The sequence below is a fragment of the Bradyrhizobium sp. SYSU BS000235 genome (assembly GCF_049747295.1).
Lineage (GTDB): Bacteria > Pseudomonadota > Alphaproteobacteria > Rhizobiales > Xanthobacteraceae > Afipia.
In genome coordinates, this window is record NZ_JBMHJM010000001.1 from 2,565,966 (window position 1) to 2,583,524 (window position 17,559).

Sequence of the window (17,559 nt, forward strand, 5' to 3'; positions counted from 1 at the left end):
CCGATGGATCTGGCGGTCGAAGACAATATGAGGGCACAGGCGCCCAGCTTCTATCTGGTGGACGAGCATCATGCCGAGGGCGGCAGCACGATGCTCGGCTTCTGGATCTACCTGATGAGCGACTGCCTCATCTTTGCGGTATTGTTCGCCACTTTCGGCGTGCTCGGCGGCAATTACGCTGCCGGACCTTCTCCGAAGGATTTGTTCGATCTGCGGCTGGTGGCGGTCAACACGTCGATGCTGCTGCTCTCATCGATCACCTACGGCTTCGCCATGCTGGCGATGGCAAAGGGACGTGTCGGCGCCATGCAAGGGTGGCTTGTTGCGACCGCTTTGTTCGGCTTTGCGTTCATCGGCATCGAATTGAACGAATTCGCGCACATGATCCACGAAGGCGCGACGCCGCAGCGCAGTGCTTTCCTCTCATCATTCTTCGCCCTGGTCGGTACGCACGGCCTCCACGTGACCTTTGGCCTGATCTGGCTGTTCACATTGATGACGCAGGTCGCGCGCCGTGGACTCATTCCCGCAAATATGCGCCGGCTGATGTGCCTCAGTATGTTCTGGCACTTCCTCGATGTGATCTGGATCGGTGTGTTCACGTTTGTCTATCTGATGGGAGTGCTTCGATGAGCACCAATGCCCACGCTGGTCACGCCTCGCGCGATCACGCTCATGCTGACGATCATACCCATGGCTCGCTGCGCAGTTACATGGTCGGTTTCTGGCTGTCGGTGATCCTGACCGCGATCCCGTTTTATCTCGTCATGAGCGGCGCGATCGAGAACAAGCAGCTGACGTCGATCATCGTCATGGCCTTTGCAGCAGCGCAGATCGTGGTCCACATGATCTGCTTCCTGCACATGAACGCGAAGTCCGAGAGCGGCTGGACGCTGATGGCGTTGCTCTTCACCATCATTATCGTTGTCATCACGCTCTCCGGCTCGCTGTGGGTGATGTATCACCTCAACGCCAACATGATGCTCGGTCACGACATGAGCCATATGCCATGATGATCACCTTCGAGACCCGCGAGGCCATGGCTGGAGGACGGACGTCTTCCCAGCCCGCCTCGCGTCTCGAAGACGAGTCACGGAGCCTTCCGCGGCCGTCCGTGCGAAAGCGGATCGCGCTTGGTGTTGCTGCCACCACGGTCTTTGCGATCCTCTGCGCTTTGGGGGTCTGGCAGCTTGAACGGCGGGTCTGGAAGCTTGATCTGATCGAGCGGGTCGATCGGCGCGTTCATGCGGCTGCGGTGCCGGCCCCCGGTCCGTCAGCGTGGGCTCACGTCAATGCAGCGGATGATGCGTATCGCCATGTTCAGGTGAAGGGACGATTCCTCGACAGCCGCGCAACCTTGGTCAAGGCAGTTACCGAGCGGGGCCCTGGCTATTGGGTCATGGCGCCGTTTCGCACCGGTGACGGCTTTTCGGTCCTGGTCAACCGGGGTTTTGTGCCTTCCGACCAAGACGTTCATGAAGCTCTCAAGGCCGGCCATGGTGAGACGGCCATCACCGGCTTGCTACGTGTGAGTGAGCCGGGCGGCGGATTTCTCCGGACCAACGATCCGGCGGCCGACCGCTGGTATTCACGCGATGTGGATGCGATCGCCCGCGCGCGCGGGATCAAGGATGTCGCGCCCTATTTTATTGATGCGGATGCCGCTGCGGACTCTCATGTGCTGCCGGTGGGGGGATTGACCGTTATCTCATTTCCGAACAACCATTTGGTTTATGCAATAACCTGGTTTGGCCTGGCGATCATGCTGCTGGGATGGATGACTTATGCTATGCGGCAGGAGTGGATCTTGCGGAAGCGGCACTCGGGGCGAGCCATCACCTAGAGTCTCGATTCCGAAGTTCGCGTCATTCCGCCGCCCGTTCGCCTGCGAACTTCGGAATCGAAGGACTCTAGCAAGTTATTGTTCTAGTGTGGCTTTGGTTCTGAAGTCCGCATTCCCGACTCGCCGCACGAATGATGCGGACTTCAGAACCGCCACACTAGGCGCGGTCGCGCAAATTTCAGTAGTGAAGCTGGATGATTTCCATTGATCACGTCACCGACAAGAAGAACTTGCTTCTTCTTGTTCAGCTTCGATGGCTCGCGGTCATCGGCCAGATCGTGACGATCCTTGTTGTGCAATTCTGGTTTGGAATTGCATTGCCGGTGACTGAACTGGCGATCGTCATCGCCTTCCTCGTCGGTCTCAATGTCTTCAGCCTGATCCGGCACTATCGCCACGAGATGGTGAGCAACACGGAGCTGTTTCTGGCTCTCTTGCTCGACGTCGCTGCTCTCACGGTCCAGCTTTATCTCACAGGCGGTGCGGCGAACCCCTTCATTTCGCTCTACCTTCTTCAGGTGACCCTGGGGGCGGTGCTGCTTGATGCCTGGTCGACCTGGACGCTGGTCGTCATCACCAGCGGCTGTTTCGTCTGGTTGAGCGTTGCTTACAGGGATATCTTTCACGAGCAGGGCAGTGGCTTCGCCAAGCTGCACATGCAGGGCACCTTTATCTGTTTCCTGCTGTCTGCGACACTCCTTGTCTTCTTCATCAGCCGCATCAATCGGAACCTTCGGGCGCGCGATGCTCATCTTGCAGGCTTGCGCCAGCAATCCGCTGAAGAGGATCACATCGTTCGGATGGGCCTGCTCGCGTCCGGCGCGGCGCATGAGCTCGGAACACCGCTTGCTACCTTGTCGGTGATCTTGAACGATTGGCAGCACATGCCATCTTTGAATGAGACCCCCGAAGTTTCGCAGGAAATCTCCGAGATGCAGCTGCAGGTGGAGCGATGCAAGGCTATCGTCTCCGGCATTCTGATGTCCTCTGGCGAAGCGCGAGGCGAGGGGACGCTGCGGACGTCCGTGAATACGTTCTTCGATACGCTGGCCGAGGAATGGCAGACAATCCGTTCGCCGGCGCGGTTCGACTACACGAACGGGTTTGGTGATGATGCGGTGATCGTATCTGACGCCACCTTGAAGCAGGTGATTTTCAATCTGTTTGACAATGCGTTGGAAGCATCACCAAAGTTGATCAGGGCACACGTTGCCCGGATCGACGACAACATCGTCCTGACGGTCAGAGATCAAGGACCAGGCTTCAGCAAGGCAATGCTGGCGTCATTCGGAAAGCCCTACCAGTCGAGCAAGGGGCGGCCCGGAAGCGGGCTTGGATTGTTTCTTGTCGTGAATGTTATTCGCAAGCTCGGTGGTGTGGTCACGGCGGAGAATGCGCCGACCGGAGGCGCAATTGTAACGCTGACATTGCCGCTGGATTCATTGTCACCCCGAGGTGGACATGGACACTGATCGCCGCCTTCTGATCGTTGAGGACGACGCTTCGTTTGCAAGAGCACTGGGCAAGTCGTTTGAGCGCCGCGGCTATGATGTCCGGCAGTGTCAACGTATCGAAGACCTGGAAACCCTTCTTGGCGGCTTTGCACCGCACTATGCCGTCATCGATCTCAAGCTGGCCAGCGGCTCCGGACTGGAATGCGTGAAGGTGCTGCACGCGCGTGATCCGGACATGAAGATCGTTGTCCTCACAGGATTTGCCAGCATCGCTACCGCAGTGGAAGCGATCAAGCTCGGTGCCTGTCACTATCTCGCAAAACCGTCGAACACGGACGACATCGAAGCCGCGTTCCGCAGGGCTGAAGGTGATGCCTCGGTTGAATTGTCCAGCCGACCGACCTCGATCAAGAACCTCGAGTGGGAGCATATCCACGAGGCCTTGGTGGATACCGAATTCAACATCTCCGAGACCGCCCGTCGTTTGGGGATGCACAGGCGGACGCTGGCCCGCAAGCTGGCGAAAATCCGGATGAAGTGAATTGCGCGGCTCAACTCACGAGTTGTGAAACGGCAACCCGACATGCCGACACCGGCACCCACTGATTGGCGCGATTGGAGAGAGTGGCCCGGCCCGGCACTGGATCGCACGGCTGTGCGTCTATAAGCGTTTCACGACCCGGACACCCAGGCGAATGTGGTCAAGACCGATTTCTCGGGCTGGGCGAGGAACTGTCCAGAGTATAAGGTGACGGCGGTTCAAATCCCGCCATCAAACGGGCCGAGCGAATGGCAGACGTCTTAATGAGGAACAGGCACGAAATTCACGGCGGATCGCGCCGGTCGTGGAAGCCGCGGAGTAATCTATGAAGTCGCCCGCTGTTTCGGTTCACCGCCGGATCTGGCGCGAGGGCGGCTTTAGCGAGGGCAGTCGTTCGATCCCCGAAGAGACGCCGATTGCCCTGACCTACAATGCTGGAACCTACGCTGTAATGATGGGGACACCGCAAGATCTCGAGGATTTTGCGGTGGGCTTCAGTTTGACCGAGGGGGTCGTCAAATCCTCGGCGGATATCCAGTCTCTCGACGTGGTGGCGCTGGATGAAGGCGTTGAGTTACGCATGTGGCTCGATCAGCCTCAGGCAGAGCGACTTAGAGAGCGCCGCCGGAATATCGCGGGTCCGACGGGTTGTGGGTTGTGCGGCATCGATTCTATCGTGGAAGCTGCGCGGCCTGCGACTATGGTCGGGGTTGGCCGCCATTTCTCGGCGGATCAAATTATGAAGGCTATGCAAAGCATCTCTTCGCTTCAGAAGCTGAACATCGAGACGCGTGCAGTGCACGCGGCCGCCTTCTGGAATCCGGAGCAAGGAGTTGTTGCACTGCGTGAGGACGTCGGCAGGCACAATGCACTCGACAAACTGACGGGGGCGTTGGCGAGGAATTCTGTTGATGCGAAAGAAGGCTTGGTACTGCTGACCAGCCGCGTCTCGGTCGAGATGGTCCAGAAGACTGCGGTGACCGGTGCAGCTGTGATGGTTTCGGTGTCGGCGCCAACGGCGTTAGCGGTCCGCATGGCCGATGAAGCGGGAATTACGCTGGCTGCGATTGCGCGTTCGGACGGATTTGAAGTGTTTACGCATCCCTATCGGATCGCTGATGGAGCTACTGCGCATGTCGCCTGACCGGCTTGTCTAGATGGTCAACCAGATTGGCCCGTTTTTTAAAAGTCAGGGCGAGGCCGCAGCCACGGCCAGCACTACTGAACACATTCAAAATTTTAGAATCCTCGAATGCGCTCCGCGATCCTGGCGCATCTCGAAGCAGGAGGATCGGGATTCAATCTCGACGTCCGTGATGCCGTGGAGGCTCTGAAACAATCAGGATTGTAAGTCGACAGAAAAGCCCGCAATAAGAAAAAAAGGGCAGCTGAATTTGCACCTTGGGGAGAAGTTGAATGACGACTATCGAACAGGCAGGCGCCTCTGGCGCCGGTGCCGGCATATTTGATCGCGAACGCATCATCGCAAAGGCCGGCTTCAATCGCTGGCTGGTCCCGCCGGCAGCACTTTGTATCCATCTTTGTATTGGCATGGCTTACGGCTTCAGCGTGTTCTGGCTGCCGTTGTCGCGCGCGATCGGTCTGACGGCTCCGAAGGCATGTCCGGATATGACGGTCATGCAGGAGTTGTTCACGACCACCTGTGACTGGCGTGTGTCCAGCCTGGGCTGGATGTACACACTCTTCTTCGTCGTGCTCGGTATCAGTGCTGCGATTTGGGGCGAGTGGCTGGAGCGGGTTGGTCCGCGGAAAGCAGGGTTCGTCGCCGCGCTGTGCTGGTCCGGCGGCCTCGTGCTGGGCGCGATCGGCATCTACACGCACCAGCTTTGGCTGATGTGGCTCGGATCGGGCGTCATCGGCGGCATCGGTCTTGGCCTGGGTTACATCTCGCCGGTGTCGACCCTGGTGAAGTGGTTCCCCGACCGTCGCGGCATGGCGACCGGCATGGCGATTATGGGCTTCGGTGGTGGTGCGATGATCGGCGCGCCGCTCGCCAACATCCTGATCAACCACTTCAAGTCGCCGACCGACGTTGGTGTGTGGCAGACCTTCCTGACCATGGGCGTGATCTATTCGGTGTTCATGATGATCGGTGCATTCTCGTACCGCATCACGCCTCCGAACTGGCGCCCCGAAGGATGGACGCCGGTTGAAAAGGCCAACACGATGATCACGACCGGTCACGTGCACCTCGACAACGCACACAAGACCAAGCAGTTCTGGCTGATCTGGTGGGCACTCTGTCTCAACGTGTCGGCGGGCATCGGTGTGATCGGTATGGCCTCGCCGATGCTGCAGGAGATCTTCGCGGGCAAATTGATCGGCCTGCCGGATGTATCCTTCAGCCAATTGACAGGTGACCAGCGTACGGCGATTGCGGGCATCGCGGCAGGTTTCGCCGGCCTGTTGTCGCTGTTCAACATCGGTGGCCGGTTCTTCTGGGCTTCGCTGTCGGACAAGCTGGGGCGCAAGAACACCTACTATACGTTCTTTATCCTGGGCATCATCCTCTACGCGTCGGTGCCTACCTTGGCGGCAACGGGCAACAAGATGCTGTTCGTGCTCGCCTTCGGCGTTATCCTGTCGATGTATGGCGGTGGCTTCTCGACCGTGCCGGCGTACCTCGCCGACATTTTCGGTACGCAGTTCGTGGGCGCGATCCATGGCCGCCTGCTGACGGCGTGGTCGACCGCTGGCATCATCGGTCCTGTGGTGGTGAACTACATCCGCGAATTCCAGATCGCGGCCGGTGTTCCGCGCTCTCAGGTCTATGACTTCACCATGTACATTCTGGTGGGCATGCTGGTGATCGGTCTGATCTGCAATATGCTGGTCAAGCCTTTGGCACCGCACTGGTTCATGAAGCCCGAGCAAGTCGCAGCTCTCCAGGCCAAGGGCACTGCGACCGCGACGGCCGGAGGCTCCTACGGCATCGGCAAGGGAGGTCTGGACGGCAAGGCTGCGCTGTTCTGGGCCTTCGTCGGTGTGCCGCTGGCATGGGGCGTCTGGCTGACCGTGTTAAGCGCGATCAAGATCTTCCACTAAGATCCGCGATCAAACACGCGGGCGGGATATGACGGTAAAGTGTCATATCCCGCGTCGCTTCATCAAATCGTTTTATCCGAACATTATTCTCAGGAGATACTTATGCTTCGTACTGGCATTTGCCTAGTGACTGCGCTCGCCATGGCTGGTTCGATTGTTACTGCTTCGGCTCAAACCACTGCGCCGGCGCCCGCACCAAAGACTTCAAAACTGAAGTTGACCAAGGAGCGCATGAAAGAAATGCGCGCCCACTGGAGCCAAAACAAAAGTAAGCTCAAAGCCTGCCGCAAAGACGTCAAAGCTAAGGGATTGGCCGGCGATGATCGCTGGTTCTACATCGAAGAGTGCATGGGCAAGAGCTGATATCGCTCTTTCAACGCAAAGGATCGACGAAGGCACGATGAAAATCGTGCCTTTTTCTTTGCGGTTCCATCAAGTTCAGCCAGGGTTTGAACGTTTTCCGCTCATGCCTCGTAGTTATACGAGGTTAACCATTAAGTCTTTGCACACTGGACCCCCCGTACTCCCGACGAGGCTGGGATTTTGGTGATTCGCGGGTTGGGGAACGCGCGGATCGCATGGGGCGGGGCGGTTCTGATGGAAGGTGCTGGGGGCTCAGAGCGATTGGCACGTCAGCCGACGTGCGCAGCTCCCTGTTTCATCTTGAGCCTTGTTCCAAACGGACATCCGGGACGGCATTCAGTCGGGGCAGCGGTTCGCCTCATTCCTCAAAAAGTAGCGTCGTGCGTTCGTCGTTCCAGGCATGAGACCTGTCTTGGGCTGAGCAAGATCTAATCCAAAGGGCTGAGAAAATGAGGTTCACGGTTAAAGCGAAGCTGGCCAGCGCTTTCGGCGCGGTCATCGTCCTCTCGATGATTTCGGGCGGGATTTCGTACTTGAAGCTGAGTCAGCTTGTGGAAACGTCAGCGACGCTCGTGCAGCGCGCGGGTCGTATCGACAAGGCCGGCGATCTTCAAAACCAGATCCTGTATCAGGTCCGGGCAGAAAAGAACCTCATTCTCGAGTCGAACGATGCGGAAATCACCCGGTTAGCGGAATCGATCAAGCATTACCGCAAGGAAGCAGCCCGCATCGGCGATGAAATCAAGGCTAGCGCGGCGACGGCGGCCGGTAAAAAGATCATGGAGAAGTTCTCCTCTTCGTTCGATAAAATGAACAGCATCGAGGATGAGATTATCCGGCTCGCGATACTCAATTCAAACAACCGGGCGGCCCAGACCTGGGCTACAGAAGGAGCGGCCGCCGTTAAGAATTTTTCTGACGCCGCCGATGCGTTGTTTAAAGACATAAACAAGTTGCCGGCGTCGATCGAGACCGCTCGCGCGATCTCATCGCTGTATATGGCCCGCCTCGAATCGTCGCGAACGCAGCGGTTCTTGATCGTCTCTTTCTCGGCAACGAGCCTGGAATCGTTGGATGGCGCCGTGAAAAGCATTGCCCCCTCCACCGCGGCCCTGAAGTCTGCTGCGCAGTCATTGTCCACGCAGATAACTCCGCTGGGACTTTCAGCGAGCAACCTGATCGCGCGTATCGATCAGTTGGAAAAAATCATCGTGCGAACGACTGACATCGTGAAGGATGGCGGTAACATCAAAGCGGCGGCACTCTCGGGCACCGAAGGTCGCAAAGCATCCGATGAGGCGATCGCCAACACGGTCGAGTATACAACCTTGGTCAAGAAGGCCATGGCCGATGCTGGCATGCAAGCCGAGCAGGATGGTGCGCAGGCGCAGATGCTGCTGATCGGAATTATTGCCGTGTCTCTGTTGATCGGTATTGGTTCCGCGGTGTGGATTGCCCTCAACATCAGCCGGGGCCTTGGCCGCGCCGTCGGTCTGGCCGATGCCGTCGCAATCGGTGATCTTAGCCAAAAGATCGATGCGACCAGCAACGACGAAGTCGGTGATCTCGTCAAGTCGCTGAATGCGATGACGGAAAATCTCAATGCGACGGCTCGAGTCGCGGACACGATTGCCAGCGGAAACTTGACGATCGATGTCAAGCGGTTGTCGGACAAGGACACGCTCGGCATGGCGCTCGAGCGCATGGTCGAAAAGCTCCGGGCCATCGTTGCCGAAGCGATCACTGCAGCGCAGAACGTGTCGGCAGGCAGCCAGGAGCTGTCGGCGAGCGCCGAGCAGTTGTCGCAGGGCGCGACCGAGCAGGCCTCGTCCGCCGAGGAAGCCTCCTCTTCGATGGAAGAGATGGCGGCCAATGTGAAACAGAACGCGGACAACGCCAACCAGACCGAGAAAATTGCCGCTCAGTCCGCCAAGGACGCCGAGGCCAGCGGTGAAGCCGTCAACCGCGCGGTCGAGGCCATGCAGACCATCGCGGAGAAGATCACCATCGTGCAGGAGATCGCACGCCAGACCGATCTGCTCGCGCTCAACGCGGCGGTGGAAGCTGCCCGCGCCGGTGAACACGGCAAGGGCTTCGCAGTGGTGGCCTCTGAAGTCCGCAAGCTCGCCGAACGCAGCCAGGCGGCGGCGGCTGAGATCGGCACGTTGTCGGTGGACACCGTCAAGGTGGCGCAGGAAGCCGGCAGCATGCTCGGCAAGCTGGTGCCGGACATCAAGAAGACCGCCGAACTGGTGGAAGAGATCACCTCGGCCTGCCGCGAGCAGGACGTCGGATCGTCCCAGATCAACCAGGCGATCCAGCAGCTCGACAAGGTCGGCCAGCAGAATGCCAGCGCCTCCGAGCAGGTGTCCTCGACCTCGGAAGAGCTTGCCTCGCAGGCCGAGCAGCTGCAGGCGACCATCTCCTACTTCAAAATTGATCATCACGGTCAAAGGGACGCAGGCTCTTCCACGGAGGGCTCGATCAACAAGGCCGTCAGCCAGCTGCGCAGCAAGGCGGCGAGCATGGCAGTGGGTGCGAAGAAGCCGGTGGCCAAACCTGCCCGCGCAGTCAGGGCAGCTGCCGGCGCGGGCGGCTTCGCTTTCTCGATGGGAGATGGCGAAGACGATCGCGACGCCGACTTCCAACGCTAAGTCACTGGCCGGCCTCGCTCTTGAAGCGAGGCCGGCTCTCTCCCTGTCCTGAGTGGAGCGCGGCATGGCCGAAACGGCGCAATATCTGACGCTCGGTCTCGCCGGCGAGACCTTCGGCATCTCGATCCGCAATGTCCGGGAAATTCTCGACATGCGGCCGATCTCGAAGCTGCCGCACGCCCCCGCGTTTCTGCTGGGCATGATCGATGTGCGCGGCAGCGGTTACCCGATTGTCGATCTGCGCACCAAGCTCGATCTGCCGCAGGTCGCAGCGACCGAGGCTACCCGCATCATTATTCTCGACGTGCCGCTGCAGGATCGCCTGGTCGGAGTTGGCTTCGTGGCGGATTGTGTGTTCGAAGTGACCGATATCGATGAAAGCCGGATCGAACCGGCTCCGTCGGTCGGCGGCCGCTGGAAGTCGGACTATCTCGCCGGCATTGGCCGCAAGGGCGACAAATTCGTCATGGTCTTCGATCTCGCGCGCCTCATGGCGACGCAGGACGTTCAAGACGGGAGTGCTGATGTGGCCGATTCGCCGTCAATTCAGCTTCAAATGGAAGACGTTTCGACGTCCGCGGACACAATAAACGATCCGCTTCCTGCATAAGCCTTGGAATTTCAGTCCTCTGACAAGAGAGCCCTTCGCCATATTTCTTGAGGAGGGGCAATTGGTTGTCCGCATCAAAGAGGACCGTGCGAGCCAATCATCAGACTTTATGCGACATTGTGAGTTTTGATTATCGCTGTAGTGTTCTGAAACTCCCGAATCAGGGTCGCTTATTGTTGCCAGCGTCAGCCCCCGAATAAGAAACGCAGAGCGCAATAAGACATGCACGGCCGCCGAACGTCCTTTTCATCTCGATCACTGCTGATGATCGCGGAAGACATGGGGCGGCTTGGATTATGGTCGTATAACGAGATGTCTCAGGACATCTCGTGGTCGCCCGGGATGCATAAGCTGCTCGGCACCGATCCTGCGTTTGACCAGCCTTCCTTCGATACATTCCTGCGAAATGTGCATCCTGATGATCAGGAGAAGCTGCACAAGGCGTATGAACTCTCCAGACAGGGCGTTTTTCCCGAACAGAGATTTCGAGTCATCCATCCAAATGGTCAGTTGCGTTGGCTCGCGTGCCGAGCGGAAGTTCTGTATGCCAAGGACGGCTCCTACCTGCAAAGCTCGGGTCTCATTGTCGATGTGACCGACCAGCAGACCCTGCTGGACCTGTTTCGCCGTAAGGAAAAGCGGCTCGATGCTTTGGCTGAAGTGTTCAATTTCAGCATGTGGTCGGCCGACCGGACCGGCGCATTGACAGCGTTCCCGCAATGGAGGCTGTTCGGGGTTTCGTCGCCGGCGAAGCTGCTGGATTGGGCCTGGCTTGATAGCGTGCCTGAAAATGAGCGGGAACAGGCCCGAGCGGGCTGGGAGCAAGCCGTCGCGGACGGGAAGCATTTCGTTTCAAGCATCAAATTCGTGTTTCGCTCGGCAGAAAAGCCCGTGAAATTGATGGTTTATGCTGCCCCGGTTCGAAACTCAGCGGGCATCGTCATCGAGTGGGCGGGATTGGTTGCAAAGCCTGCGGATGTGATGCGTGCTCCTCCTGACGTGCAACAAATAAAGGCGCCGCACATCAGAGCGGCCCGGGCGCTGCTGAATTGGTCCATCGAAGATCTTGCGAACAGAAGCAAGGCGTCAGTCTCCAGCATCCGCCGCGTCGAGAGCTGCGATACGTCTTCAATTCGCAGGCCTACTCTTGAAGCGATCAAAGCCGCTTTGGAAGATGGCGGGGTCATCTTCGGCAATCGGCACGGAACGATTTCCGTGGGCCTACGCAGTTAGCGTCACCGCTCCACGAGCGGCGCTTGTCTGCTCCGCAACTGGTTCCTGTGCAGGCACCAATGTCGTGGCATGCGATGTGCAAACCTTGACGACATCATCCCATCGGACAAGAAACGCATCCACGCAGGCCGGATCGAACTCTTTTTCCTTTTGGTTCTGAAGGTACTGCCGGGCCTGTTCAATCGGCATGGGATCCTTATAGGGCCGCTTTGTCGTCAGTGCGTCGAATACATCGGCGACCATCACGATTCGCGCCGCGATGGGGATGTCGTTTCCCTTGAGGCCGTTAGGGTAACCGCTGCCATCCCATCTCTCGTGATGAGCTTCAGCAATGATCGCAGCGAGTTGGATCAGTTCGCAATGGCTGTCGGCGAGGATATGTCCGCCGATCGCGGCGTGCGTCCGGATGGTTGCCATCTCCTCGGCGTCCAGCCGCCCGGGTTTCAGGAGAATGTTGTCGGGAATCGCAACCTTGCCGACGTCATGAAGTGGTGATGCCAGGTAAATGTCGCGGCACAATCGCTCGGACAAGCCGAGCTGTTCGGCGATGATCCGGCTGTATCTGGCGACCCGGAGCGTGTGATCGCCGGTGTCGTTATCGCGATATTCGACAGCGAGCGCGAGCCGCAGGATGATTTCCTCTTCGCGCTCCTGAAGCTTCTGCGTTGCAGCTTCGACCTGGCTGGCAAGTTCGGCCGCCTGATTGTTCAGCTTTCTGACCGCCGAGCCCAGCTTGATCAGATTGCGGAGCCGGACGCCAAATTCGATCGCCTGCGGGCGCTTCGGCAAAAAGTCGGTCGCGCCTGCTTCCAATGCCCGCAGACGAACAGCATCCGCTTCGATCGACGTAATCATCGCGATGGGAATATCGGCGAACTTCGGCAACGACCGAATTTCTCGAATTAAGGAAATCCCATCCATGCCGGGCATCTCATAGTCGACGAGCACGATATCGAAGCTCGTAGTGCGCGCGGCCGCGAGTGCTTCGAGAGGATCGCGAAACGTCGTCGCTTGAACAGAGCCGTCGGCTTCAACGAGGCGCTTCAGCAGATCGAGCACAGAGCGGCTGTCATCGACCAATAGCGCGTGGGTAAGCATGAGACGGCCTTTCTAGCCGGCGAAGTGATTTCACCCCGGACGCTAATCGGCACCGCTTAATATGGAACTAAATGCGGGAACCGTATTGATCGTATGGAGGTAACTCATTGCAGCAGCAGTGATGCAAAGCTGCCGAAGGACCAGATCTACGGAAATCATCGCTGAAAACCCAACAAAGCAGGTCAATCATTAAGGTGCGATCGATGGTAGCATTACTGCGTTGGTCTAACCTCCAAATGATCTGAACGATTTTTGCGCTTTTTCAAAAAGGCGCATGCCAGCACGCGGTAGCCTGATCAGGCGAAAGAACGGTTTTCGTTCAGGACCCGTATTTCTACGGGGATCGACGTTAGCATTTTGCTGATCATACCCATCAATACTCGCACCCGGGTGTGGGAATGAGTGATTCGTGCGTTGGGCGACGCGCGATTTGCTAGGCTTGGGGCGCAGGTGTTGATGGACAATGCTGAAGATTTGAAGCGACCGGTGCAGCTTCCGGCGGATTGCAGCATTGGCGCAATCCGCGGCGTATATGAGATGGTGCGGGATGCCTTTCGGCGTGAGAGCCGGGTGGAAATCGACTGTTCTGGTGTCGACAAAGCGGATGTGACGTCGGTCCAGCTGCTGCTGTCGACGGCGAAGACCGCCACTCTTGAGGGCCGTCCGCTGGTGCTCACCGCGCTATCGCCATCGCTTCGGACCACCTTCGAGCGTGCCGGATTGCCCGATGAGACCATGGGCGGACAAAGCGTCTCTCAGCAGAACAATCCTCAACATAGCGATGGCACGTGATGGGCAACATCCTCACAGTCGATGACTCGCCCAGTATTCGTCAGATGATCAAGGTCGTTCTGACGCCCGCTGGCCACACCGTACATGAAGCGGGCGACGGTGCGCAGGGCCTGGAGAGGGCCAAGGCCACCAAGATGGACCTCGTCATTACCGATCTGAACATGCCGGTGATGAATGGACTGGAGTTGATCAAGGCGTTGCGGGCCACGCCCTCCCTGCTTGGCTTGCCGATCGTATTTTTGACCACCGAATCCAGCGACACGCTGAAGCAGGAAGCCAAAGCCGCCGGCGCAACAGGCTGGATCACCAAGCCGTTTAAACCTGAGCAGTTGCTCGCTGTCGTCGGCAAGTTGGTGCGCGCATGACCTCGCTGGATCCTGTCGATATTTTCCGCCAGGAAGCCAGCGAGCTCTTCGAGGCGCTGGAAGGCGCTCTGCTCGATCTTTCTGTGCGCCCCGATGACCGCGAACTGGTCGACTCGGCTTTTCGCGCGCTGCATACCATCAAAGGGTCGGGAGCCATGTTTGGCTTCGACAAGGTGGCAGCGTTTACGCACGAATTTGAAACCGCTTTCGATCGTGTGCGCAAAGGCGAAATCAAGCCAACCGAGGACCTGATTTCGATTGCGCTCGCGGCAAAGGATTACATCCGCGCTCTGATCGAAGCGCCGGAGACGACAGATACCATCATCGGTGACGCGATTCTCGATGATCTCGGTCATCTCGTCGGGATGAAGGATTCAGGCCCGCCAGTCACTGCCCATGCGAAGCAAGGCGGCATTGTTATCGATGTGGGTCCGGAGCCCTCAGCCGCAGATGCATCGGAGGGCACGCAAACGGGTTGGCAGTTGCGGCTGGAGTTCGACAGCCAGATTCTGTGCAATGGCTCCAATCCGCTCGATTTCCTCGACGATCTGCGCAAGCTCGGCTCCTGCTTCGTGGTCGCGCTGACGGATGACGTGCCGACCCTCGAAGAGCTCGAGCCTGAATACTGTTTTCTGAAGTGGGACGTGACGCTGCATAGTCCCTGCGATCGGGCCGCGATCGATGACGTCTTCATGTTCGTGATGGACGAAATGAAGCTGACCGCCACCCCGATCTTTGGTGCTGAAACTCCGACGCTGGTGCCATCGGTGCCCCAGTCAACGGTCAGTGAAGCAGCCAACGCTGCGGTCGCCGAACCTTCCGTTGTTCCCGCGGGATCGGTCAAAGCTCCTGCCAGTGCGGATGCGTCCGCCGACAAGAAGCGGGATGAGGCCAAGCGCGAAGAGCCAAAGCGCGAGGATCGCGGCATCGCAACAGTCCGCGTCCAGGCCGAACGTCTTGACGAACTGATGGATCGCGTCGGTGAACTGGTGATCGCACAGGCACGATTGAGCCAGCTGGCCGCCACCGGTGAAGATCTGTCCATCAAGATGATCGCCGAGGAAATCGAGCGGTTGGCCGCCAGTCTGCGTGACACCACAATGGGTGCGCGCATGGTGCCGATTGGTTCGTTGTTCGGGCGTTTCCGCCGCCTCGTTCATGATCTGTCGCGCGATCTCGACAAGCCGGTTGATTTTGTCACCGCCGGTGAAGATACCGAGCTGGACAAGACCATGATCGAGTGCCTGGCCGATCCGCTGGTGCACCTGATCCGCAACGCCATCGATCACGGCATCGAGGACACGGCCAGCCGTGACGCCGCAGGCAAGACCGAACAAGGCCGGATCGAATTGACCGCGGTTCACTCCGGCGCTCAGGTGCTGGTGACGGTGAAAGACAACGGTGGTGGTCTCAATACTGCGCGCATCCGCGCCAAAGCCGAAGAGCAGGGGCTGATCGCCTCTGGGGCCGCAATGGCCGACCACGACATCCATCAGTTCTTGTTTCATCCGGGCTTCTCCACCGCGCAGACCATTTCTGCGCTGTCAGGACGCGGCGTCGGCATGGATGTGGTCAAGCGAACCATTGAGAATATGCGCGGCACCATCGATCTTTCGACCGTGCCTGGCCAGGGCACGATGGTGACGTTGCGATTGCCGCTCACTCTGGCGATCATCGAAGGTCTGCTGATCCGCGTCGGCGAGGGCCGTTATATTGTGCCGCTCTCCGCTGTCGAGGAATGCGTCGAGCTGACCGCTGCGGATGAACGCTCGCGCGGCCGCAATTTCCTCAATGTGCGCGGCGATCTCGTCCCATTCCTGCGGCTGCGTGACTTGTTTGGGATGCCCGGTGAGCCCGACCGTCACCAGAAGACGATCATCATTTCCACCGGTGAGACGCGGGTCGGTCTGGTTGCGGATCAGATCATCGGAAACCATCAGACTGTGATCAAGTCACTGTCAAAATTGCATTCAGAGGTGACGATGTTCTCCGGCGCCACCATTCTTGGCGACGGCTCGGCGGCACTCATTCTCGATGTCGCGCAGCTGGTCGCGCATGCACAATCGAACCAAGTCAACGAGGCCGCGTAATGAATCTGCAGCAGTCCGAGGGCAGTGCAGCCGCTGCGATCCACGATGACACGCTGATGCAGGTGGTCATGGTCGGGCTCGGCGAAGAGATGTTCGCGCTCGATGCCGAATTGGTACGGGAAATCATCGACCCTGTGCCGGCGACGAAGGTCGCGGGATCTCGTCCGTTCCTGCCGAGCGTCATCAATGTGCGCGGCAATGTCATTCCGCTGGCCGATTTGCGTATCCGCTTCGGCATGCCTCTCAGGGACAACACCGCTGAAACGCGCATTGTCGTGATCGAAATCATGGTTGGTGGGGACCCTGTGTTGGTGGGTGTCATTGCCGACAGGGTCTACGAGGTAACGGAAATCTCCAAGGCAGATGTCCAGCAGACTCCTCGTGTCGGCATGCAGTGGAAGCCTGAATTCATCTCTTTCATCACCAAGTGGCGCCAGGAATTCGTCATCGTTCCGAACCTGGAACGCATCCTTAATTGAATCCGAGGGCAGGGTATTAAAAATGCGCTTTACCATTAAAGCAAAGCTCGCCACGACGTTTGGCGCAGTGATTGTATTGTCGATGGTCGCCGGCGGCATTGCCTACGACAAATTGACCGCGCTGACGAACTATCAGGACATGCTGGCTCATCAGGCCGTCATTGCTGAAAAGCTAGGCGCCTTCCAGGACCGCATTCAGGGACAAGTTCGTTCCGAAAAGAATGTCGTGCTTTCCAGCGATGCCAAGGACATCGAGGCGTTTACCAAGAACATCAGCGAGCGCCGGGCGGAAGCCAACAAGCTGCGGGAAGAGATCTATGGCCTTGCCAGCGAGAGCAGCAAGAAGATCGTGGACCGTCTCTCGGCCAAGTTGGCGCGCGTCTATGAACTGGAAGATCAGGTTGTAAAGTTCGGAACTCAGAATTCGAACTACCGTGCTGCGCAGTTGTGGCGCTCCGAGGGATTGCTCGTCCTGAAGGATTTCAACGCCGCGATCGGTGCTGCCTCCGCTGAGATCGAAAAGAACAGGTCGGCAGAAGGGGCCCGTGAAGCTGCTTCGACGGTTGCGGCCGTGCGTGTCGAACTGGCAACCGCCCTGCGTTATGTCGCGGAGACGTTTGCGTCGGCTTCTCCGACCGAACTTGAGGCAGATCGAAAATCTGCCTTGGCCCAATTGGATCTCGCGAACGGCGCATTAACAAAAGCATCGGGTGCATTTACCGCTCTCGGTATTTCGGTGAAAGATATCGACGTCGCGAAGGACCGCCTCAAGTCTGTGACCTCGCGCGTTCTCGACATTGTCGGAGAAGCGGGCAACTTGAAGGGTGGCGCTCTGACCATGGGCGAGGGGCGACAGACGCTCAATGAAGCGCTGGCGATCCTCAACGAATATACCACCCATGTCGCGAAAAAGACGCAAGACATCACGGCTCAGGCCGCAGCGGAAGCCGCCTTCGCCAAGCTTCTTGTGA

General features: G+C 58.4%; 17 protein-coding genes and 2 pseudogenes. 18 read left to right on the top strand and 1 reads right to left on the bottom strand.

The annotated features are described in order from the left end of the window. The first annotated feature begins 3 nt into the window (after positions 1-3). From cyoC to ACP0KA_RS12055, 13 genes and pseudogenes are all read left to right on the top strand, one after another. Positions 4-633, top strand: a complete 630-nt coding sequence (cyoC, locus tag ACP0KA_RS11995) for a cytochrome o ubiquinol oxidase subunit III (protein WP_424629009.1) — start codon at positions 4-6, stop codon at positions 631-633. Next, the gene (gene cyoD / locus ACP0KA_RS12000) at positions 630-1,013 is read left to right on the top strand and encodes a cytochrome o ubiquinol oxidase subunit IV (RefSeq protein ID WP_424629010.1); all 384 of its coding nucleotides are present in this window, start codon (positions 630-632) and stop codon (positions 1,011-1,013) included. Before cyoC ends, cyoD begins: the two co-directional genes overlap by 4 nt. Beyond that, positions 1,013-1,843 (top strand): SURF1 family protein, encoded by an 831-nt coding sequence (locus ACP0KA_RS12005; protein WP_424631570.1) that lies wholly within the window; start codon positions 1,013-1,015, stop codon positions 1,841-1,843. The genes cyoD and ACP0KA_RS12005 overlap by 1 nt, the downstream gene beginning before the upstream one ends. A gap of 194 nt (positions 1,844-2,037) precedes the next feature. Then, positions 2,038-3,315, top strand: a complete 1,278-nt coding sequence (locus ACP0KA_RS12010; protein ID WP_424629011.1) for an ATP-binding protein — start codon at positions 2,038-2,040, stop codon at positions 3,313-3,315. Then, a complete protein-coding gene (locus tag ACP0KA_RS12015) occupies positions 3,305-3,838 on the top strand; it encodes a response regulator transcription factor (protein ID WP_424629012.1) in 534 nt (177 codons plus the stop codon). Before ACP0KA_RS12010 ends, ACP0KA_RS12015 begins: the two co-directional genes overlap by 11 nt. 129 nt (positions 3,839-3,967) lie before the next feature. Then, positions 3,968-4,160, top strand: a pseudogene (locus ACP0KA_RS12020) (hypothetical protein); the annotation flags it as partial. A gap of 3 nt (positions 4,161-4,163) precedes the next feature. Further along, complete coding sequence (gene fdhD, locus ACP0KA_RS12025; protein ID WP_424629013.1) at positions 4,164-4,982, top strand: formate dehydrogenase accessory sulfurtransferase FdhD; 819 nt, start codon at positions 4,164-4,166, stop codon at positions 4,980-4,982. 13 nt (positions 4,983-4,995) lie between these two features. Continuing rightward, positions 4,996-5,172 (top strand): formate dehydrogenase subunit delta, encoded by a 177-nt coding sequence (locus ACP0KA_RS12030; RefSeq protein WP_424629014.1) that lies wholly within the window; start codon positions 4,996-4,998, stop codon positions 5,170-5,172. A gap of 82 nt (positions 5,173-5,254) precedes the next feature. Continuing rightward, a complete protein-coding gene (locus ACP0KA_RS12035) occupies positions 5,255-6,904 on the top strand; it encodes an OFA family MFS transporter (RefSeq protein ID WP_424629015.1) in 1,650 nt (549 codons plus the stop codon). A gap of 102 nt (positions 6,905-7,006) precedes the next feature. Beyond that, the gene (locus ACP0KA_RS12040; protein ID WP_424629016.1) at positions 7,007-7,267 is read left to right on the top strand and encodes a hypothetical protein; all 261 of its coding nucleotides are present in this window, start codon (positions 7,007-7,009) and stop codon (positions 7,265-7,267) included. A gap of 449 nt (positions 7,268-7,716) precedes the next feature. After that, on the top strand, positions 7,717-9,921 hold the full coding sequence (locus tag ACP0KA_RS12045) for a HAMP domain-containing methyl-accepting chemotaxis protein (RefSeq protein ID WP_424629017.1): 2,205 nt from the start codon (positions 7,717-7,719) through the stop codon (positions 9,919-9,921). Between the two features lie 64 nt (positions 9,922-9,985). After that, positions 9,986-10,531 carry a chemotaxis protein CheW gene (locus tag ACP0KA_RS12050; protein ID WP_424629018.1) on the top strand — a complete coding sequence of 182 codons (546 nt, stop codon included), beginning with the start codon at positions 9,986-9,988 and terminating at the stop codon, positions 10,529-10,531. A gap of 264 nt (positions 10,532-10,795) precedes the next feature. Beyond that, positions 10,796-11,764 (top strand): PAS domain-containing protein, encoded by a 969-nt coding sequence (locus ACP0KA_RS12055; RefSeq protein ID WP_424629019.1) that lies wholly within the window; start codon positions 10,796-10,798, stop codon positions 11,762-11,764. On the opposite strand, the gene ACP0KA_RS12060 is transcribed toward ACP0KA_RS12055, so the two are convergent. Further along, entirely contained in the window at positions 11,753-12,862 is a 1,110-nt protein-coding gene (locus ACP0KA_RS12060) for an HD domain-containing phosphohydrolase (RefSeq protein ID WP_424629020.1), read from the bottom strand. The two genes, ACP0KA_RS12055 and ACP0KA_RS12060, sit on opposite strands and share 12 nt — an antisense overlap. A 456-nt stretch (positions 12,863-13,318) precedes the next feature. Between ACP0KA_RS12060 and ACP0KA_RS12065 the strand changes: the two genes are divergently transcribed. From ACP0KA_RS12065 to ACP0KA_RS12085, 5 genes and pseudogenes are all read left to right on the top strand, one after another. Continuing rightward, positions 13,319-13,654: an STAS domain-containing protein gene (locus ACP0KA_RS12065; protein WP_424629021.1), complete on the top strand. Its 336-nt coding sequence runs from the start codon at positions 13,319-13,321 to the stop codon at positions 13,652-13,654. Next, positions 13,654-14,019: a response regulator gene (locus ACP0KA_RS12070; RefSeq protein WP_424629022.1), complete on the top strand. Its 366-nt coding sequence runs from the start codon at positions 13,654-13,656 to the stop codon at positions 14,017-14,019. Before ACP0KA_RS12065 ends, ACP0KA_RS12070 begins: the two co-directional genes overlap by 1 nt. Continuing rightward, positions 14,016-16,109 carry a chemotaxis protein CheA gene (locus ACP0KA_RS12075; protein WP_424629023.1) on the top strand — a complete coding sequence of 698 codons (2,094 nt, stop codon included), beginning with the start codon at positions 14,016-14,018 and terminating at the stop codon, positions 16,107-16,109. The genes ACP0KA_RS12070 and ACP0KA_RS12075 overlap by 4 nt, the downstream gene beginning before the upstream one ends. Then, positions 16,109-16,588, top strand: coding sequence for a chemotaxis protein CheW (locus ACP0KA_RS12080; protein ID WP_424629024.1), 480 nt, complete (start codon positions 16,109-16,111; stop codon positions 16,586-16,588). Before ACP0KA_RS12075 ends, ACP0KA_RS12080 begins: the two co-directional genes overlap by 1 nt. A 22-nt stretch (positions 16,589-16,610) precedes the next feature. Then, positions 16,611-17,102, top strand: a pseudogene (locus ACP0KA_RS12085) (MCP four helix bundle domain-containing protein); the annotation flags it as partial. Positions 17,103-17,559: the final 457 nt, after the last annotated feature.